Genomic DNA, 20201 nt, shown 5'->3' with positions numbered 1-20201 from the left:
ACGAAGCAATCCAGGGCCACGCTTGAAGCCCCTGGATTGCTTCGCATCGAAGTCGGCGCTGCGCGCTGCCCTCGGCTCGCAATGACAAAAACCCCTGATTTTGCTCGCTGCTTTTTCGGTCAGACACTCAGGATGACGGCGCGTCGTGCGCTTTTCGCAGTCAGAAATTCCGCAGGCTGGCCAACAACGCGACGCCAAACAGCGCGGCGGCGCCGACCACCACGCCGAGCACGAAGCTCAAGGCGGCGCTGCGGCGCGGCTTGGCGGGCTCGGCCGCCGCTGGCGCTGCGGCCGTCGACGGCGGCACCGACAAGGCCTGCTCGCGCTCGATCAGCCGGCGCGCGACGTAGTCGGTCACCGCGTCGACGATGCGCGCCGGCTCGTGGGATTCAGCCAGCACGATGCGGCCGAAGCGAGTGTCCTGCACGAAACGGTACATCCGCTTGTCGCGGCCCATCACCACATGGGCGACCACGTCGATCCACAGCCGCGGATTGTCGCCGCGGCTGATGCCACGGTCGAACAGATCGACGTCGGCCGGCACCTCGGCGAACAGCGCATCCAGCGCTTCGTCGAGGATTTCGAGTCGGGCGATTTCGGCGTCGCGCAGATCGACCACCACGCCGGTGCGGTCGGCGGCCTCGATCCGGGCCTTGCGCAGCGCGTCGCGCAGCCGGGTCGGTCTGGGCTCGTTCAATTTGCTGCCGGTATTATACGCGTCCGACATAGGCGGCTGCCTTACCGACAGAGGAGCTTTGGACGCGTTAACCTAGCAGTAACCCCGATCGACGGAAAGGCGCTTTATTCTCAACCAGTTGCGGCGGCAAAGCGGGGTTCGGCTGCTGCCTTCGCCGGGGCGTCGACGCGGCACCTGAGCGCCAACGCCAACGGCCCCACCCGATCGCTCGGATGAGGCCGCAGCCCTTGGACGCCTTCTTAGCTGTTGATCGGTTAAGCGGCGGGCACGCGGCTCGGCTCTTCCACGATGGAGAACCGCACCCCGGCCTTATGCCGGTTCTCTTCCGAGACCTCACGCCAGGCATCTTCGGCCTCCTTCCGGGTTTTGAACGGCCCTTTGACCTGGGCCGAGCCTTCCACCAGCTTGTGGAAGTTCATCGAGCCGAATTCACCGCCAATCACCCAAAAGTTGCTGCCTGACATGATGGTCTCCTGCTTTATCGTTAGCCGAACTGGTTCATCGTATTATGCGCGCCACCGGCCTTCAGAGCGGCTTGGCCTGCGAAGTATTCCTTGTGATCGTCGCCGATGTCCGAGCCGGCCATATTCTGATGCTTCACGCAGGCGATGCCCTGGCGGATCTCCTGACGCTGCACGTTCTTAACATAACCCAGCATGCCCTGCTCGCCGAAATACTCGCGGGCGAGATTATCGGTCGACAGCGCCGCGGTATGATAGGTCGGCAAGGTGATCAGATGATGGAAGATGCCGGCCCGCTTGGCTGATTCCGCTTGGAAGGTGCGGATCAACTCGTCGGCCTCGATCCCGAGCGGGGTGTTGTCGTACTCCGCCTTCATCAGCTCGGCGCGATTGTACTGGCTGACGTCCTTGCCGGCCTTGCTCCACTCATCATAGACCTGCCAACGGAAGTTGAGCGTCCAGTTGAACGACGGCGAATTGTTATAGGCCAGCTTGGCGTTCGGGATCACTTCGCGAACCCGATCGACCATCGAGGCGATCTGCGCGATGTTCGGCTTCTCGGTCTCGATCCACAACAGGTCGGCGCCGTTCTGCAGCGAGGTGATGCAGTCGAGCACGCAGCGGTCCGCCCCGGTGCCTTCGCGGAACTGGTACAGATTGCTGGGCAGCCGCTTCGGGCGCAGCAGCTTGCCGTTGCGGTTGATGATGACGTCGCCGTTGCGGGCGTTGTCGGCGGTGATTTCCTCGCAATCCAGGAAGCTGTTGTACTGGTCGCCGAGATCACCCGGCTTGTGGCTGACCGCGATCTGCTGGGTCAGGCCGGCGCCGAGCGAATCGGTGCGGGTGACGATCACGCCATCTTCGACGCCGAGCTCGAGGAAGGCGTGGCGGCAGGCGCGGATCTTGGCCAGGAACACCTCGTGCGGCACCGTGACCTTGCCGTCCTGGTGACCGCACTGCTTTTCGTCGGAGACCTGGTTTTCGATCTGCAGCGCGCAGGCGCCGGCCTCGATCATCTTCTTGGCCAACAGATAGGTCGCTTCCGCATTGCCGAAGCCGGCGTCGATGTCGGCGATCACCGGCACGACGTGGGTCTGGAAATTGTCGATCTTCTTGATCAGCGCGGTTTCCTTGGCCTTGTCGCCGGCCTTGCGGGCGGCATCGAGCTGGCGGAAGATGTCGTTGAGTTCGCGGGAATCCGCCTGCCGCAGGAAGGTGTAGAGTTCTTCGATCAGCGCCGGCACCGAGGTCTTCTCGTGCATCGACTGGTCGGGCAGCGGCCCGAATTCGGAGCGCAGCGCCGCGATCATCCAGCCGGACAGATACAGATAGGTGCGGTCGGTGCCGCCGAAATGCTTCTTCACCGAGATCAGCTTCTGCTGCGCGATGAAGCCGTGCCAGCAGCCCAGCGACTGGGTGTATTTGGTGCTGTCGGCGTCATAGGCCGCCATGTCGGCGCGCATCAGCGCCGCGGTGTAGCGGGCGACGTCGAGGCCGGTCTTGAAGCGGTTCTGCAGGCGCATCCGGGCCACCGCCTCGGCCTTGACGCCATTCCACGTGTCCTTGTCCTTCAGCAGGGCTTCGGCCGCTGCGATTTCGCTCTGATAGGAGGCCGGCTTCTGGATGGCCAAATCGCTGAGCCCACGTGGCTGGAAATTCATGTTTCTGATCCCTTCGGTGACGACACATTCGCAGCGGTATTTTGATTGCGTCGACATTGCGCTGCGAAACTGGCGCTAGCTAAACGCGAAGCTCGCGCAATCGTACAGGCCTCTTGCGAGCGAATGGTGATGTCATGTAACATGAATACATGTAACGACTGTAATTTTGTAATTTTTGTCACGAGGGAAGGACCGCGACAATGGCCGGAGACTCCGGAAAGAAGCTGTTCGTCGGCCCCCGGTTCCGCCGGATCCGCCAGCAGCTCGGCCTGTCGCAGACCCAGATGGCCGAGGGGCTTGGAATTTCTCCGAGCTATATCAACCTGATAGAGCGCAATCAGCGGCCGGTGACGGCGCAGATCCTGCTCCGGCTGGCGGAGACCTATGACCTCGACCTGCGGGATCTGGCGACCGCCGACGAGGACCGCTTCTTTGCCGAGTTGAACGAGATTTTCTCCGATCCCTTGTTTCGGCAGATCGATCTGCCGAAGCAGGAGCTGCGCGATCTGGCCGAATTGTGCCCCGGCGTGACACATTCGTTACAACGGCTGTACGCCGCCTACACCGAGGCGCGGCGCGGCGAGACGCTGGCGGCGCAGATGGCCGACCGCGAGGAAGGCACCCGCTTCGAGGCCAACCCGATCGAGCGGGTGCGCGACCTGATCGAGGCCAACCGCAATTTTTTTCCCGAAATCGAGCAGGCCGCGGAAAACCTGCGCGACGAACTCAACGTGCCGGCGCAGGACCTGTTCGTGTCCCTGAGCGAACGGCTGCGCGAACAGCATTCCATCGTCACCAGGATCATGCCGGTGGAGGTGATGCGCGAAACGCTGCGCCGCTTCGACCGCCACCGCCGGCAATTGCTGATCTCCGAACTGATCGACGGCCCCGGCCGCGCCTTCCAGATCGCATTCCAGATCGGCATCACCGAATTCGGCAAGACCTTCGACGCCATCGTCAACCGCGCCGGCGCGGTCGACGATACCGCGCGCCGGCTGTACCGCATCACGCTTGCCAACTACTTCGCCGCCGCGGTGATGATGCCCTACGGCGCCTTCCACGCCGCCGCCGAGACCTTGAACTACGACGTCCACGTGCTGGCGCAGCGCTTCAACGCCGGCTTCGAACAGGTCTGCCACCGGCTGACCACGCTGCAGCGCCCCAACGCCCGCGGCGTGCCGTTCTTCCTGCTGCGGGTCGACAACGCCGGCAACGTCTCCAAGCGGTTTTCGTCGGGCACCTTCCCGTTCTCGAAATTCGGCGGCACCTGCCCGTTGTGGAACGTGCACTCCACCTTCGACACCCCGGACCGGCTGTTGAAACAGGTGATCGAACTGCCCGACGGCAGCCGCTACTTCTCGATCGCCCAGATGGTGCGCCGCCCGGTGATGCCGCATCCGCAGCCGCAGCCGCGCTTCGCCATCGGGCTCGGCTGCGAAATCCGCCACGCGCCGAAGCTGGTCTATGCCGCCGGCATGGATCTCGACAAGGAGGAAGGCACCCCGATCGGGGTGAACTGCCGGCTGTGCGAGCGCGAGCATTGCAGCCAGCGCGCCGAGCCGCCGATCACGCGAAGCCTGATCCTGGATGAGAACACGCGGCGAGCGTCGAGCTTTGCGTTTTCCAATGCGCGGGAGTTGTGAGGTCGCGCCTCGGAGACGCAAGCATTGATGATCGCGTCCCACTTCCGATCGGCCTGGCCACGCCACGCAGCGTCATCCTGAGGCGCGCGCTGCCGGCGCGCTTGCGCCGCGCAGCGAGGCTCGAAGGATAGCAGCGGGCTCGCGGCGCCCCCACGCGTCCGAGCCGCATCCTTCGAGGCCCTCGCATTGCTCGGCCGCCTCAGGATGACGACTCAGAGAAGTCGAGATGACGCCTCAGGGGATTTGTCGGGCTTTGCGTTCGGCAACGCGCGGGAGTTATAGTCGCGAAGTTCGGGGCATCGCCGGGGGCGGCTCATGTTCAAATGGTGGAATAATCTCAAGCTTGCTCATATGCATCGACTGATCAGCCAGAATTTTTCGGCGATCGAGGTTGCAATGGCCTATTACGCCGGCAAGCAGGACGAGGCGGCCTTCAAGCGTCTTGAGGCGCTCTACCTAAAGAATTTGCGCATCGCGAACGTGTTCTACGAGAAGCATGATCTTTCTTCCGAGGATCATCAGGAACTCACTGAATTACACGCGCAGATGCGAGAGCTCTTTCAGAGGATCTATCCCGGGAAGAGTTTCGACAGAACCTTCGTGCCGAACTGGACAATCGATTCCGAGATCAAGGATTGACGATACGATGAAGCTCTTAGCACCCTTGGCCGCACTCTCGATCGCGTCGCTCGCCTCTCCCGCTTTCGCCGCATCGGGCGCCACCTGCCATGGCGGCCAGAGCTTCGAGCCATTCTTGGCCGCGCTGAAACAGCAGGCCGCCGCCGACGGCGTCTCGCCGCGGGCGATCGCAGCGGCCGCGCCCGGCCTGGTCTATGACCAGGGCATCGTCAACCGCGACCGCGGGCAGCGGGTGTTCGGCCAGGTGTTCACCGAGTTCGCCGGGCGGATGGCGGCGAACTACCGGATGCAGCAGGGCCAGGCCAAGATCAAAGCTCATGCTGCGGCCTTCGCCCGCGCTGAGAAGGAATATGGCGTGCCGCCTTCGGTAATCGCGGCGTTCTGGGGGCTGGAGAGCGATTTCGGCGCCAATATGGGCACGCTGCCGACGCTGCGCTCGCTGGTGTCGCTGGCCTATGATTGCCGCCGCGCCAAGATGTTCGAGGCCGAGACCATCGCCGCCTTGAAGATCATCGACCGCGGCGATCTCGCGCCCTCCGAGATGATCGGCTCCTGGGCCGGCGAACTCGGCCAGACACAGTTTCTGCCGACGCATTATGTCAACTACGCGGTCGATTACGACGGCGACGGCCGCCGCGACATGCTGCACAGCCCAGCCGACGTGATCGGCTCGACCGCCAACTACATCGCCAACGGCTTGAAATGGCGGCGCGGCGAGCCGTGGCTACAGGAGGTGCGGGTCTCCGGCAATGTCCCGTCTGACTTTCCTTGGGACCAGGCCGACCTGACGATCCAGCATCCGCGCGCGCAGTGGGCGCAGTGGGGCGTCGCGTTCGCCGACGGACGACCGCTGCCCAACGACAATATGCCGGCATCGCTGCTGCTGCCGATGGGCCGCAATGGCCCGGCGTTCCTCGCCTATGCCAATTTCGCCGCTTACACCGAGTGGAATAATTCGCTGATCTATTCCACCACCGCGGGCTATCTGGCGACACGGATCGCCGGTGCTGCGCCGATGCGGCGCCCCGCCGCGCCCGTCGTGCAATTGCCGTTCAACGAGTTACGCGAACTCCAGCAATTGCTGGTGCGCGCCGGCTTCAATGTTGGCAAGGTCGACGGCGTGATGGGCCAGCAGAGCCGCAGCGCGGTGAAGGCGATGCAGATCAAATACGGCCTGCCGGCGGATTCCTGGCCGACCGCCGAGCTGTTGTCGCGGATGCGCGGCGGCCCGCGACCGAATGTCTCGCAGCAGAATTAGACCAACACCTTGAGGCGCGCGGGACCACGCTCCCTCTCCCATGGGGAGAGGTGAAGGCCGCGCGTGGAGCGCGCTCGCGACAATAAACAACCTCGCCACGCGTCGTCCCTGCGTGCGCAGAGACGACGCGTTGAGGCGCAACAGGCCGATCGCAGATCTGCATTGGCGGAGACCTCGCCGCAGACTTTAGCGACCGCCGCCCCTTCCCTCCCCCCGGCAAAATCTCTAGGCTCCGGCCAACAAAAAATACCGGAGGGAAAACACGTGCGCCCGATTTCGCTTGTCGCCGCCGCAACATTGGCGCTGACCGCCGCCGCCCAGGCCGACGATCTCAAGATCGCGCTGATCTACGGCAAGACCGGGCCGCTGGAAGCCTACGCCAAGCAGACCGAGGCCGGACTGCGGCTCGGCTTCGAATACGCCACCAAGGGCACGATGACGGTGGACGGCCGCAACATCGTGATCATCACCAAGGACGACCAGTCTAAGCCGGATCTTTCCAAGGCAGCGCTCGCCGAAGCCTATCAGGACGACGGCGCCGATATCGCGATCGGCTCGACCTCGTCGGCCGCGGCGCTCGCCGATCTGCCGGTTGCCGAAGAGAACAAGAAGATCCTGATCGTCGAGCCCGCGGTCGCCGACCAGATCACCGGCGAGAAGTGGAATCGCTACATCTTCCGCACCGGGCGTAACTCGTCGCAGGACGCGATCTCCAACGCGGTGGCGATCGGCAAGCCCGGCGTCACCGTGGCGACGCTCGGTCAGGACTACGCGTTCGGCCGCGACGGCGTCGCCGCCTTCAAGGCCGCGCTGGCGAAAACCGGCGCGACGCTGGCCGCGGAGGAATACGTCCCGACCACCACCACCGATTTCACCGCGGCCGGCCAGCGATTGTTCGACGCGCTGAAAGACAAGCCGGGCAAAAAGATCATCTGGGTGATCTGGGCTGGCGGCGGCGATCCCCTGACCAAGCTGCAGGATATGGACCCGAAGCGCTACGGCATCGAGATCTCCACCGGAGGCAACATTCTGCCGGCGCTCGCCGCCTACAAACGGCTCCCCGGCATGGAGGGCGCGACCTATTACTACTACGAGATCCCGAAGAACCCGGTGAACGACTGGCTGGTCGCCGAGCACAAGAAGCGTTTCAACGCGCCGCCGGATTTCTTCACCGCCGGCGGATTCGCCGCAGCGATGGCGACGGTGGCGGCGGTCGCGAAGGCCAACTCCACCGACACAGAGAAGCTGATCGCCGCGATGGAAGGGCTGGAATTCGACACCCCCAAGGGCAAGATGCTGTTCCGCAAGGAGGACCACCAGGCGCTGCAGAGCATGTATCACTTCAGGGTTAAGGTCGATCCGGACCTGGCCTGGGCGGTCAACGAGCCGATCCGCGAGATCAAGATCGAGGACATGGACGTACCGATCCGCAACAAACGGTGACGACTTCTCCCTCTCCCCGCTTGCGGGGAGAGGTGAAGGCGCCCGCTGCACGCACCCTGAGTCCCGATGACCGCGCTGGAAACCCAATCGCTGACCATTCGTTTCGGCGGCCATGTCGCCGTCGACAAGGTGAGCTGCACGTTTCGTCCCGGTGAACTCACCGCCATCGTCGGTCCCAACGGCGCCGGCAAGACCACTTACTTCAACCTGATCTCCGGGCAATTGCGCCCGAGCGGCGGCCGCATCCTGTTCGAGGGCCAAGACATCACCCGGCTCAGCGCGCCGCTGCGCACCCGCGCCGGGCTCGGCCGCGCCTTCCAATTGACCAATCTGTTTCCGACGCTGAGCGTCGAGGAAAACGTCCGGCTTGCGGTGCAGGCGCAAAGCGGCACGCATTACGACATGCTGCGGCCATGGCGGACGCGGCATGGTCTGATCGAACGCACCGACGCCATCCTCGACAGCGTCGCGCTCGGCCATCGCCGCAACGTGGCCGCCACGGTGCTGTCTCATGGCGACCAGCGCAAGCTGGAAGTGGCGCTGATGATGGCGCTACAGCCGAAAGTGTTGATGTTCGACGAACCCACCGCCGGCATGAGCATCGACGAGGTGCCGGTGGTGCTCGACCTGATCGCGCGGCTGAAGGCCGATCCGAACAAGATCATCCTGCTGGTCGAGCACAAGATGGACGTGGTGCGCTCGCTCGCCGACCGCATCATCGTGTTGCACAACGGCCAATTGGTCGCCGACGGCAAGCCCGCCGAGGTGATCGCCTCGCCGATCGTACAGCAGGCCTATCTCGGCATCGCGCCGCCGCGGAGCGCAGCATGATGGCGCCTATGGAGAGCGATTTGTCGCTGGCCACCCTCCCCGCAAGGGCAGCGCACTCGCATATGAAAGTATGCGGTTGCTGCGAGGATCACCCTCCCCTGGAGGGGGAGGGTCGCTCGCGCAGCGAGCGGGGTGGGGTGGCGAAGAGGTCATCCGCCGTGCGCGCAGCTCACCCCACCCCGGCGGGCAGCGCGCTTTGCGCGCTACCCGCCGACCCTCCCCCTCCAGGGGAGGGTGAAGAGAGCACCGATGCAATAGCTGGCGACAATCCATATGCAACTGCCCTCCCCGCAAGGGGGAGGGGAGATTGCGCGGCGAGCGCTGAACTAAACAAGGTCGCCACAACGCGAGCCAGAGATTGGCCGACAGTAGTCCCGCGCATGAAAACGAGCGCGGCATGACTGACCTGCTCACACTGTCCGGCGTGCACACCCATATCGGCCGCTATCACATCCTGCACGGCGTCGACTTTGCGATCGCCGAAGGCAAGACCACCATGCTGCTCGGCCGCAACGGTGCCGGCAAGACCACCACGCTGCGCACCATCATGGGGCTGTGGCCGGCCTCCGCGGGCGCCATCACCCTCGCTGGCCGGCGCATCGAGCAGCTCGCCACGCCCGACATCGCCCGGCTCGGCGTCGGCTACGTGCCGGAAAGCATGGCGGTGTTCTCCGATCTCACGGTGAAGGAAAATCTCGTGCTCGCGGCCCGCGATGGCGCCCCGGACACTGCACGGCTGGAATGGATCTTCGGCTTCTTCCCGGCGCTGCGTAAATTCTGGCTGTCGCGCGCCGGCCGCCTGTCCGGCGGGCAGAAACAGATGCTGTCGATCGCCCGCGCCATCGTCGAGCCGCGGCAACTCTTGCTGATCGACGAGCCGACCAAGGGGCTGGCGCCGGCGATCATCGGCTCCTTGATCGAGTGCTTCGCCGAGCTGAAGCGCCGCGGCGCCACCATCCTCTTGGTCGAGCAGAATTTCCATGCCGCGCGCGAGATCGGCGACGCGGTGCTGGTGATGGACAACGGCGCCATCGTGCATCGTGGCGGCATGGCGGCGCTGGCGGCTGATAACGCCTTGCAGGAACATCTGCTCGGCTTGAGCTTGGAGGCACGCCAATGAGTTCGATCCTATCCACGTCATTGCGAGCGAAGCGAAGCAATCCAGGGCTCCGTGCACCGCGCCCCTGGATTGCTTCGTCGCTTCGCTCCTCGCAGTGACGCTGATGTCCAGCGTGACTGAACAATCCGCCAGCGATGCGCTGCCGAAGCCGCCGCGCGATGTTCTGCCGCTGCTGCTGCCGGTGCTGCTGGCCCTCGCGATGCTGCCCCTGATCGGCTCCGGCTCGACCTGGATCACGCTGACGGTGGCGGCGCTCGCCATGGGCATGATGATCTTCATCATAGCCTCGGGGCTGACGCTGGTGTTCGGGCTGATGGATGTGCTGAATTTCGGCCACGGCGCCTTCATCGCGGTCGGCGCCTATGTCGCGACCCTGGTGCTGTTGCCGCTGTCGGCGTGGGTGCAGGCCGACTCACTCCTGCTCAACCTCGCGGTGCTGACGCCCGCGGCGCTCGCGGCGATGGCGGTGTCGGGCGCGCTCGGCCTCGTGGTGGAGCGCGTGCTGATCCTGCCGGTCTACGGCCAGCATCTGAAGCAGATCCTGATGACCACCGGCGGCTTGATCGTCGCCGAGCAGGCGCTCTACGCGCTGTGGGGGCCGCAGATCATTCCGCTGCCGCTGCCGACCGCGTTGCGCGGCTCGTTCATCATCGGCGACGTCGCGATCGCGAAATATCGCCTGCTGGCGATGGGCGTCGGGCTGGTAGTGTTCGCCGGCATTCAATTGGTGCTGACCCGCAGCAAGATCGGCCTCCTGATCCGCGCCGGCGTCGAGAATCGCGAGATGGTCGAAGCGCTCGGCTATCACATCAAGCGGCTGTTCCTCGGCGTGTTCATGGTCGGTTCGGCGCTGGCCGGATTGGGCGGCGTGATGTGGGCGCTGTATCGCGAGCAGGTGCACGCCTCGATGGGCAACGACCTCACCGTCTTGGTGTTCATCGTGGTGATCATCGGCGGGCTCGGCTCGATCGGCGGCTGCTTCATCGGCGCGCTCTTGGTGGCGATGGTCGCCAATTACGGCGGCTTCCTGCTGCCGAAACTGGCGCTGGTGTCGAACATCCTGTTGATGGTCGCGATCCTGATGTGGCGGCCGCGCGGGCTCTACGCGGTGACAAGCCGATGAGGATTGGCCGATGATGCTGCTGTCGGGCGATCCGCCGCGTAGCCGGCTGCTCAGCGCGCTGCTGATCGCCATCGTCGCGGCGCTGGCGCTGGCGCCGGTGCTGTTTCCCGACGCCAAACCGCTCAACGTCGCCAGCAAGATCTGCATTTTCGCGGCACTGGTTGCGTCCTACGACCTGCTGCTCGGCTACACCGGCACGGTGTCGTTCGCCCACACCATGTTCTACGGCATCGGCTCCTACGCGATCGCGATTGCGCTCTACACGCTGGGGCCGAGCTGGGGCGCGATCGCCATCGGCCTCGCGATCGGCCTGCCGCTCGCCGCATTGCTGGCGCTCGCCATTGGGCTGTTTTCGCTGCGGGTCGAGGCGATCTTTTTCGCGATGATCACGCTGGCGGTGGCCTCGGCGTTTCTGGTGCTGGCGTCTCAATTGTCGTGGCTGACCGGCGGCGAGGACGGCCGCAGCTTCCAATTGCCGGACTTGCTGCGCCCCGACACCGTGTTCGCAAAAAACCTGTTCGGCGTCGCGATCACCGGCCGCACCCTGACCTACTACATCATCTTCGCCGGCTGCGTGGCGATGATCTTAGGCCTATTGCGGGTGGTGAATTCGCCGTTCGGCCGGGTCTTGCAGGCGGTGCGCGAGAACAGATTCCGCGCCGAGGCGCTGGGCTATCGCACGGTGTTTCATCTGACTTACGCCAATTGCATCGCCGCGCTGGTCGCCGCCTCGGCCGGCGCATTGAACGCGATGTGGCTACGCTATGCCGGGCCGGACACCTCGCTGTCGTTTTCGATCATGCTGGACATTCTCTTGATGGTGGTGATCGGCGGCATGGGCACGATCTACGGGGCAATCATCGGCGCTACCATCTTCATCCTGGCGCAGAATTATCTGCAAGCCTTGATGGGGCTCGCCGCCAACGCCGCCGCCGACGCCGGGCTGCCGCTATTGCCGGGGCTGCTGCATCCTGACCGCTGGCTGCTGTGGCTGGGGTATTGTTCATCGCCAGCGTGTATTTTTTCCCCACCGGCATCGTCGGCCGGCTGCGGCACCCCTCGCGCCGCCACGGCGCGCGACAAAAATCTTCTCGTTCGCGCGGCGTCAGCGGTTGATTTTACCTGCCCAGTTCCCAGATTCATGCAGCAGCATCTTTCTTGCCCTCCACGCTGCTCCCTCTCCTAGAAAACGAGCATCACATGTCCTTTTACGATTTCGCCGTGCCGGCCTATCTGCAAATGCTTGGCAGCCTGTCCGCCAGCCTGAAAAAGGCCGCGGCCTATGCCGCCGCCAAGAAGATCGAGCCGGCGACGCTGCTCGGCACGAGGCTGTTTCCGGACATGCTGCCGCTGACCCGGCAGGTGCAGCTCGCCTGCGACTTCGCCGCCAAAGGCGCCGCCCGCCTGTCCGGCAGCGAGGTGCCGGTGACGCCGGATACCGAGACCAGCTTCGACGAATTGCAGCAGCGGATCGCCAAGACCGTGGCTTACCTGCAGGGCTTCAAGCCGGCGCAATTCGACAGCGCCGCGACCCGCGACATCACTTTCCCCAGCGGCCCCGCCAAGACCACCACCCTCACCGGCCAGCAGTTTCTCAGCAACTTTTCGCTGCCGAACTTTTACTTCCACGTCTCCACCGCGCATGGCATCCTGCGGATGAGCGGCGTCGAGGTCGGCAAGCACGATTTCCTCGGCGTCAACTGATCGGCGAGAGGTCTTCAACGGCGGCTTTCGACCACCACCGCGGTGGTCGAAAGCAGCTTATGCTGAATCGTCTGTGACCGCGCATCAGGCATTCCAATTTATCATGCAGACGCATCTATTTTAGGCGAGGTCCTTGCCTTTCGCGCCGCACATACACAGTTCCAGGCCATTGCAATCGTCCAGGACCCCCTCCCCCATGAGCACTCCGACCAAATTGTTCGAGTCCTACAAACTCGGCCCGCTCACGCTGTCCAACCGCACCGTGATGGCGCCTTTGACCCGCAACCGCGCCCTCGCCGGCTTCGTGCCCAATCCTCTGGCGGTCGAATATTACGGCCAGCGCGCCAGCGCCGGGCTGCTGATCACCGAGGCCAGCCAGATTTCGCAGCAGGGCCAGGGCTATCAGGACACCCCCGGAATCTATTCCAAGGAGCAGGTCGCCGGTTGGCGCAACGTCACCGACGAGGTGCATAAGCGCGGCGGCAAGATCTTCATCCAGCTCTGGCACGTCGGCCGCATCTCGCATGTCGATCTGCAGCCGAACCGCGGCGCGCCGGTGGCGCCCTCGGCGATCCGCGCCAACGCCAAGACCTTCGTCGGCGGCACGTTTGCCGACGTCTCCGAGCCCCGCGCGCTCGAGCTTTCCGAACTTCCCGGCATCGTCGAGGATTATCGCAAGGCCGCCGCCAACGCCATCGCCGCCGGCTTCGATGGCGTGGAGATTCACGGCGCCAACGGCTATCTCTTGGACCAGTTCGCGCGCGACGGCACCAACAAGCGGACCGACAATTATGGCGGCTCGATCGAGAACCGCGCCCGGCTGATGCTCGAGGTCGCCGCCGCGGTGGTCAGGGAGATCGGCGCCGAGCGAACCGGCATCCGCATCTCCCCGGTGACGCCGTCCAACGACGCCTCGGATTCCAATCCGCAGCCATTGTTCGAGTACATCGTCGATCAGCTCAGCGCGCTGAAGCTGGTCTATGTTCACGTCGTCGAAGGCGCCACCGGCGGCCCGCGCGACGTCGCGCCGTTCGACTACGCGTCGTTACGCAAGCGCTTCCACGGCACCTACATCGCCAACAACGGCTACGATCTGGCGCTCGCCAACCAGGTGCTGGCGGCCAACGCGGCCGACCTGATCGCGTTCGGCAAGGCGTTCATCGCCAATCCGGATCTGGTCGAGCGGCTGAAGGCCGGCGGGCCGTTCAACGAACCCGACAAGGACACTTTCTACGGCGGCGGCGCCAAGGGCTACACCGACTATCCGGTGCTGGGCGAAAAGCTGCAGGCGGCGCAGTAAGCGACGCACCAACCACGTCATTGCGAGCCGAGGACGGCGCGCAGTGCCGGCCGAGAAGCGAAGCAATCCAGCGGCTTCTTGTGCAGCCCTGGATTGCTTCGTCGCAACAGCTCCTGGCAATGACGTGGAGCCGCTGCACAAACGATAAAGGCCGGGATCGCTCCCGGCCTTTTTCGTTGCGATTGCGCTCGCCGCATCGGCAGCGCGCCCCCTCGCCCCGCTTGCGGGGAGAGGGTTGGGGTGAGGGAGCGCAGAGATCTGCCGAGACGCCCCCTCACCCGGATCGCTCGCTGCGCTCGCAATCCGACCTCTCCCCGCACGCGGGGAGAGGTGACGCAGTGCTTGCGGCCCGGCGCTCCGCAACGATGAGCCTGTGCCAGCAAGCCAGCGCCTCGTAACAAACAAAGGCCGGGATCGCTCCCGGCCTTTCGCTTTGCCGCCTGACGCGCCGACTTGTGCGTCGACGCACTTACTTGCGTGTCGTCCGCCTACCGCGCGTCGGCGCGCTTCGGCGGCGAGGCCGGCCACGACTTGATCAGCGTGTCGTAGTCCACCGTCTCGCCCTTCGGCTTCTCGTTGGCGAGCTTGCGTTGCGGCGCGATATTGCCGTCCTTTTCCGACTTGGCGTACCAATATTCGGCGCTCTGCTTCGGATTGAGCTTCGGCCCGCAATCGCCCTGCACCTTGGATTTCTCCAGCCGCTCCAGCACCGAATCCTGCGCCGCCGCCAGCGAATCCATCGCCGCCTGCGCGGTCTTGGCGCCGGACGCCGCGTCGCCGATGTTCTGCCACCACAATTGCGCCAGCTTCGGATAGTCCGGGATGTTGTTGCCGGTCGGGGTCCACTGCACGCGCGCCGGCGAGCGGTAGAACTCGATCAGCCCGCCGAGTTTCGGCGCGCGCTCGGTGAACGACTTGTCCCAGATGTCGGATTCGCGGATGAAGGTCAGCCCGACATGGCTTTTCTTCAGGCTCACCGTCTTGGAGATGATGAACTGCAGATACAGCCAGGCCGCCTTGCGGCGATCCGGCGGCGTCGACTTCAACAGCGTCACCGAGCCGGCATCCTGATAGCCGAGCTTCATGCCGTCCTTCCAATAGGCTCCATGCGGCGACGGCGCCATCCGCCACTTCGGCGTGCCGTCGGCATTGGTCACCGGGCCGGGCTTCACCATGTCGGCGGTGAAGGCGGTGTACCAGAAGATCTGCTGGGCGACGTTGCCTTGCGCCGGCACCGGACCGGACTCCGAGAAGGTCATGCCCTGGGCCTACGGCGGCGCATACTTTTTCAGCCAGTCGAGATATTTCACGATCGAATACACCGCCGCGGGGCCGTTGGTGTCGCCGCCGCGCTCGATCGACGAGCCGACCGGCCGGCAGCCTTCCATGCGGACGCCCCATTCGTCGACCGGCAGGCCGTTGGGAATGCCGCGATCGCCATTGCCGGCCATCGACAGCCAGGCGTCGGTGAAGCGCCAGCCCAGCGACGGATCCTTCTTGCCATAGTCCATGTGGCCATAGACCTTGACGCCATTGACCTCCTTGATGTCGTTGGTGAAGAATTCGGCGATGTCCTCATAGGCCGACCAGTTCACCGGCACGCCGAGGTCGTAGCCGTACTTGGCCTTGAACTTCGACTTGTAGTCCGGATTGGTGAACCAGTCGTAGCGGAACCAATACAGGTTGGCGAACTGCTGGTCCGGCAGCTGATACAATTTTCCGTCCGGCGCGGTGGTGAACGACTTGCCGATGAAGTCGGCGACGTCGAGCATCGGATCGCTGACGTCCTTACCCTCGCCGGTCATGTAGTCCGACAGCGCCACGGTCTGGCCGTAGCGGAAATGCGTGCCGATCAGATCGGAATCGTTGATCCAGCCGTCATAGACGTTCTTGCCGGACTGCATCTGGGTCTGCAGCTTCTCCACCACGTCGCCTTCCTGGATCACGTCGTGCTTGATCTTGATCCCGGTGATTTCGGTGAAGGCCTTGGCGAGCGTGCGCGCCTCATATTCATGCGTGGTCAGCGTTTCCGAGACCACGTTGATCTCCAGGCCTTTGAACGGCTCCGCCGCCTTGGCGAACCATTGCAGCTCCTTGAGCTGATCCTCCTTCGACAGCGTCGAGGGCTGGAATTCCTCATCGATCCATTTCTGCGCGATGACGTCGTCGGCGCGCGCCGGCGAAGCCACTTGCACCGCGATCAGCGCCGCGGCGCTCGCCATGCCGAGAAAGAATGAGCGCATCGAGCGACGGCGCTGTCCGAGTGAGTGTCGCATCTGTTCCTCCGTTGCGTCGTTCATTCAGGTCCGGGTTGATCCCGGATCTGCTGGTGGTCGCCGCTTACACCTTGCGAAAGATCGCAACGGCGAACAGCAGCGAAAGCCCGGTGGCGAGCCACAGGCTCGAAATTTCAACCCCGTCGGCGTCGATCGGCAGCGTCAGCAAGGGATCGCTGCCGACAAAGCCGATCCACGCCAAGTGAATCACCGCCGCCGAAATCAGCGACAGAAACAGCCGGTCGCCGCGGGTGGTCGGAATGCGCAAGATGCCGACCCGTTCGGCCTCCGGATAGGCCAGCGCCAGCCAGGTCATCACCGCGAGCGTGCCGGCGAGCAGCGCGAAGAAGATCGCGGTCGGCGCGGTCCAGGCCATCCAGGCGATGTTGTCCATGATGTCACACCCGCCCCAAGGCAAAGCCGCGCGCGATGTAATTGCGGACGAACCAGATCACCAACGCGCCGGGGATGATGGTGAGCACGCCGGCCGCGGCCAGCAGCCCCCAGTCCATCCCGGCCGCAGACACCGTGCGGGTCATCACCGCGGAGATCGGCTTGGCGTTGACCGAGGTCAGGGTGCGCGCCAACAACAGTTCGATCCAGGAAAACATGAAGCAGAAGAACGCCGCGACGCCGATGCCCGAGGCGATCAGCGGCATCATGATCTTGACGAAGAATCTCGGAAACGAATAGCCGTCCAGGAAAGCCGTCTCGTCGATCTCGCGCGGCACGCTGGAGACGAAGCCTTCGAGAATCCACACCGCCAGCGGCACGTTGAACAGGCAATGCGCCAGCGCCACCGCCCACGGCGTATCGAACAGCCCGATCGCCGAATACAGGTTGAAGAACGGCAGCGCGTAGACCGCCGGCGGCGCCATCCGGTTCGACAACAGCCAGAAGAACAGATGCTTGTCGCCGAGAAAGCGGTAGCGCGAGAACGCGTAGGCGGCAGGCAGCGCGAAGGAGATCGAGATCAGCGTGTTGAGCACGACGTATTGCAGCGAATGAATATAGCCGGAATACCAGCTCTCGTCGGTGAAGATCCGGATGTAATTGGCCAGCGTCGGCTGGTGCGGCCACAGCGTCATGGTCGAGACGATCTCGCCATTGGTCTTGAAGCTCATATTGACCAGCCAGTAGATCGGCAGCAGCAGGAAGATCAAGAACAGCGCCAGGATCAGCCGACGGCCGGGGATCGAATGCATCGTGCGTTCGCCGTGCATCATGCGGCCTCCGGGGTGATGTCGCGGTCGGAGCCGGCATGGGTCATCACGGTGTAGAACACCCAGCACACGATGATGATGATCAGGTTGTAGACGATCGACAGCGCCGCGGCCTTGCCGAGATCGAACTGGCCGAGCGCGATCTTGACGAGCTCGATCGAGACGAAGGTGGTGGAATTGCCGGGTCCTCCGCCAGTCACCACAAAGGGTTCGGTGTAGATCATGAAACTGTCCATGAAGCGCAGCAGCACGGCGATCAACAGCACGCGGTGCATCTTCGGCAATTGGATCGCGGTGAACACCGCCCAGCGCGAGGCGCCGTCGATCTGCGCCGCCTGATAATAGGCGTCGGGGATCGATTTCAGCCCGGCGTAGCACAATAGCGCCACCAGGCTGGTCCAGTGCCAGACGTCCATCACCACCACCGTGGCCCAGGCGTCGAACGCGTTGGAGACGTAGTTGTAGTCGATACCGAGCCCGTTCAGCGTGTAGCCGAGCAATCCGATGTCGGGCCGGCCGAAGATCTGCCAGATGGTGCCGACCACGTTCCACGGGATCAACAGCGGCAGCGCCATGATCACCAGGCATAGCGCCACGCTCCAGCCGCGGCGCGGCATCGCCAGCGCCACCACAATGCCGAGCGGCACCTCGATGACGAGGATCACTGCCGAGAACGCCAGGTTGCGGGCCAGCGAGGCGAAGAAACGCCCGCCGAGATCGCTTGATGGATCGAGCAGCTCCTTGAACCAGCCGACCCCGTTCCAGAAGAACTGATTGTTGCCGAAGGTGTCCTGCACCGAGTAGTTCACCACCGTCATCAGCGGCAGGATAGCCGAGAACGCCACGATGGCGAACACCGGCAGCACCAGGAACCAGGCCTTCTGATTGACGGTCTTGTCCATCAGGCCACCTTCTCCAACGCCCGGCCTTCGACGAGGCGACTATCGGCATAGACCAAGATCCGCGACGGCTCGAACACCAGTCCGACCTGCGCGCCCGGCTCCGACAACCCCGGCGGCATCCGCGCCGCGAACTTCACATCGCCGACCCGGAGCCTGGCGAACCGCACCCGGCCGAGATCGTCGATCCGCTCGATGTTGGCTGCAAGCAGCCCCGGCGCCAGCGGCGCGACGTGAACGAATTCCGGGCGCACGCCGATTTCGATTTTCGCGCCGGCCGGCAGATGATCATAGCTGCGGCCGAGCGGGATGACGTGGCCGGCGATCTTGGCCTCGCGGCCGCGCACTTGCGCCGGCACCACGTTCATGCCGGGCGAGCCGATGAAATAGCCGACGAAAGTGTGCGCGGGTCTTTCAAACAATTCCTCCGGCGTGCCGCTTTGCACCACGAGGCCGTCATGCATCACCACCACGGTGTCGGCGAACGTCAGCGCCTCGGTCTGATCGTGGGTGACGTAGATCATCGTCAGATCCAGCGCGCGGTGCAGCGCCTTCAATTTCGAGCGCAGCTCCCATTTCAGGTGCGGGTCGATCACGGTGAGCGGCTCGTCGAACAGGATCGCGGAAACATCGGCGCGTACCAGGCCGCGGCCGAGCGAGATCTTCTGCTTGGCGTCGGCGGTGAGCCGCGTCGCCTTGCGTTTGAGATGCGGGGTGAGGTCGAGCAGGTCGGCGATCTCGGCGACGCGTTTGTCGATCTCGGGCTTCGGCACGCCGCGGTTCTTCAGCGGAAACGCCAGGTTCTGCCCCACCGTCATGGTGTCGTAGATCACCGGAAACTGGAACACCTGGGCGATGTTGCGCGCTTGCGTCGATCGTTGCGTGATATCGACGCCGTCGAACAGGATCTGGCCGCGCGACGGCGTGACGATGCCGGAAATCAGATTGAGCAGCGTGGTCTTGCCGCAGCCGGAAGGGCCGAGCAGCGCATAGGCGCCGCCCTGCCGCCAGGTCATCGACACCGGCTTCAGCGCATAGGCCTCCGGCGGCAGATCGCTGCCGACGAGGTAGCTGTGCGCAAGATCGACCAGGTCAATGCGGGCCATCGCTGCGCCTCACATCGCCGGGGGTGCTGTGACCAGGCGGTCGGCGGCGTCGAACACTAACAGATTGGCCGGATCGAGCACGGCGTCGAGCCGCTGCCCGGGCAGGAAGTCGTGCACGCCCTGCAGCACCGCGACCCAATTGGCGTCGCCGCGCTTGAGATGCACGAAACTCTCCGAGCCGGTGATTTCGGTCACCGAAACCGTTGTGGCAAAGCCGTGGCGGTCGGCGTGGCCGGCGGCGACTTCGAGCTGATGGGCGCGAAAGCCGACCCGGTAGGCGCCGTCGCCGAGCCCGGCGAATAGCCCGGTCGCGGGCCCCGTGCCGCCGCCGGCGTAATCGATGGCGCCGTTCTTCTTCTCGACATTGACGAGATTGAGCGGCGGATCGGAGAACACCTGCGCGACGCGCAAGGTTTCGGGGCGGCGATAGACCTGCGCGGTGACGCCGTTCTGCAGCGCCTGGCCCTCCCACATGCAGACGGTGTTGCCGCCGAGCAGCAGCGCTTCCGACGGTTCGGTGGTGGCGTAGACGAAGATCGCGCCCGACGCCTCAAAAATGCGCGGCAGGTCGACGCGCAATTCCTCGCGCAGCTTGTAGTCGAGATTGGCCAAGGGCTCGTCGAGCAGCACCAGGTCGGCGCCCTTCACCAGCGCCCGCGCCATCGCGGTGCGCTGCTGCTGGCCGCCGGAGAGTTGCAGCGGGGTGCGCTTCAGATACGGCTCGAGCTTCATCAGCTTCGCCGCCTCCTGCACCCGCTGCTCGATCTCGGCCGGCTTGCGGCGGGCCACCCGCATCGGCGAGGCGATATTCTCGTAA

The 20201-nt window shown here is 64.4% G+C and carries 17 protein-coding genes and 2 pseudogenes; 10 read left to right on the top strand and 9 right to left on the bottom strand.

All coding sequences use genetic code 11. The features are described from left to right. Window positions 1-160: 160 nt before the first annotated feature. From VGC77_RS19995 to VGC77_RS19985, 3 genes are all read right to left on the bottom strand, one after another. Window positions 161-727 (bottom strand): hypothetical protein, encoded by a 567-nt coding sequence (locus VGC77_RS19995; RefSeq protein ID WP_331173313.1) that lies wholly within the window; start codon window positions 725-727, stop codon window positions 161-163. Between the two features lie 224 nt (window positions 728-951). Next, window positions 952-1161, bottom strand: coding sequence for a DUF4170 domain-containing protein (locus tag VGC77_RS19990; RefSeq protein ID WP_011471847.1), 210 nt, complete (start codon window positions 1159-1161; stop codon window positions 952-954). Between the two features lie 20 nt (window positions 1162-1181). After that, the gene (locus VGC77_RS19985; RefSeq protein ID WP_331173312.1) at window positions 1182-2819 is read right to left on the bottom strand and encodes an isocitrate lyase; all 1638 of its coding nucleotides are present in this window, start codon (window positions 2817-2819) and stop codon (window positions 1182-1184) included. A 200-nt stretch (window positions 2820-3019) separates the two neighbouring features. On the opposite strand from VGC77_RS19985, the gene VGC77_RS19980 reads away from it, so the two are divergent. From VGC77_RS19980 to VGC77_RS19935, 10 genes and pseudogenes are all read left to right on the top strand, one after another. Then, a complete protein-coding gene (locus VGC77_RS19980; RefSeq protein ID WP_331173311.1) occupies window positions 3020-4462 on the top strand; it encodes a helix-turn-helix domain-containing protein in 1443 nt (480 codons plus the stop codon). A gap of 315 nt (window positions 4463-4777) precedes the next feature. Next, window positions 4778-5101: a hypothetical protein gene (locus VGC77_RS19975; RefSeq protein WP_331173310.1), complete on the top strand. Its 324-nt coding sequence runs from the start codon at window positions 4778-4780 to the stop codon at window positions 5099-5101. 7 nt (window positions 5102-5108) lie between these two features. Beyond that, the gene (locus VGC77_RS19970; RefSeq protein ID WP_331173309.1) at window positions 5109-6359 is read left to right on the top strand and encodes a lytic murein transglycosylase; all 1251 of its coding nucleotides are present in this window, start codon (window positions 5109-5111) and stop codon (window positions 6357-6359) included. Between the two features lie 264 nt (window positions 6360-6623). After that, entirely contained in the window at window positions 6624-7802 is a 1179-nt protein-coding gene (locus VGC77_RS19965) for a substrate-binding domain-containing protein (RefSeq protein WP_331173308.1), read from the top strand. A 66-nt stretch (window positions 7803-7868) separates the two neighbouring features. After that, window positions 7869-8633, top strand: coding sequence for an ABC transporter ATP-binding protein (locus VGC77_RS19960; protein WP_331173307.1), 765 nt, complete (start codon window positions 7869-7871; stop codon window positions 8631-8633). 397 nt (window positions 8634-9030) lie between these two features. Next, the gene (locus tag VGC77_RS19955; protein WP_331173306.1) at window positions 9031-9753 is read left to right on the top strand and encodes an ABC transporter ATP-binding protein; all 723 of its coding nucleotides are present in this window, start codon (window positions 9031-9033) and stop codon (window positions 9751-9753) included. 103 nt (window positions 9754-9856) lie between these two features. Further along, window positions 9857-10876 (top strand): branched-chain amino acid ABC transporter permease, encoded by a 1020-nt coding sequence (locus VGC77_RS19950; RefSeq protein WP_414709701.1) that lies wholly within the window; start codon window positions 9857-9859, stop codon window positions 10874-10876. Window positions 10877-10886: 10 nt separating this feature from the next. Then, a pseudogene (locus VGC77_RS19945) lies at window positions 10887-11992 on the top strand (branched-chain amino acid ABC transporter permease). 84 nt (window positions 11993-12076) lie between these two features. Beyond that, entirely contained in the window at window positions 12077-12580 is a 504-nt protein-coding gene (locus VGC77_RS19940) for a DUF1993 domain-containing protein (RefSeq protein WP_331173304.1), read from the top strand. Between the two features lie 196 nt (window positions 12581-12776). Beyond that, on the top strand, window positions 12777-13880 hold the full coding sequence (locus VGC77_RS19935; protein ID WP_331173303.1) for an alkene reductase: 1104 nt from the start codon (window positions 12777-12779) through the stop codon (window positions 13878-13880). A gap of 488 nt (window positions 13881-14368) precedes the next feature. Here VGC77_RS19935 and VGC77_RS19930 read toward each other — a convergent pair. From VGC77_RS19930 to VGC77_RS19905, 6 genes and pseudogenes are all read right to left on the bottom strand, one after another. Beyond that, window positions 14369-16102, bottom strand: a pseudogene (locus VGC77_RS19930) (ABC transporter substrate-binding protein). A gap of 118 nt (window positions 16103-16220) precedes the next feature. After that, on the bottom strand, window positions 16221-16550 hold the full coding sequence (locus VGC77_RS19925; protein ID WP_331173302.1) for a DUF2160 domain-containing protein: 330 nt from the start codon (window positions 16548-16550) through the stop codon (window positions 16221-16223). A gap of 4 nt (window positions 16551-16554) precedes the next feature. After that, on the bottom strand, window positions 16555-17361 hold the full coding sequence (locus VGC77_RS19920; RefSeq protein WP_331173314.1) for a carbohydrate ABC transporter permease: 807 nt from the start codon (window positions 17359-17361) through the stop codon (window positions 16555-16557). Between the two features lie 17 nt (window positions 17362-17378). Beyond that, entirely contained in the window at window positions 17379-18281 is a 903-nt protein-coding gene (locus tag VGC77_RS19915; protein WP_331173301.1) for a sugar ABC transporter permease, read from the bottom strand. Beyond that, the gene (locus tag VGC77_RS19910; RefSeq protein WP_331173300.1) at window positions 18281-19384 is read right to left on the bottom strand and encodes an ABC transporter ATP-binding protein; all 1104 of its coding nucleotides are present in this window, start codon (window positions 19382-19384) and stop codon (window positions 18281-18283) included. The genes VGC77_RS19915 and VGC77_RS19910 overlap by 1 nt, the downstream gene beginning before the upstream one ends. 9 nt (window positions 19385-19393) lie before the next feature. Then, on the bottom strand, window positions 19394-20201 hold an 808-nt coding region (locus tag VGC77_RS19905; protein ID WP_331173299.1), incomplete at its 5' end, for an ABC transporter ATP-binding protein.

The sequence above is a fragment of the Rhodopseudomonas sp. genome (assembly GCF_036404135.1).
Taxonomy (GTDB): Bacteria; Pseudomonadota; Alphaproteobacteria; order Rhizobiales; family Xanthobacteraceae; genus Rhodopseudomonas_A.
The sequence above is the reverse complement of the archived record's forward strand: the minus strand, read 5'-3'. Positions and strand labels throughout refer to the sequence as shown.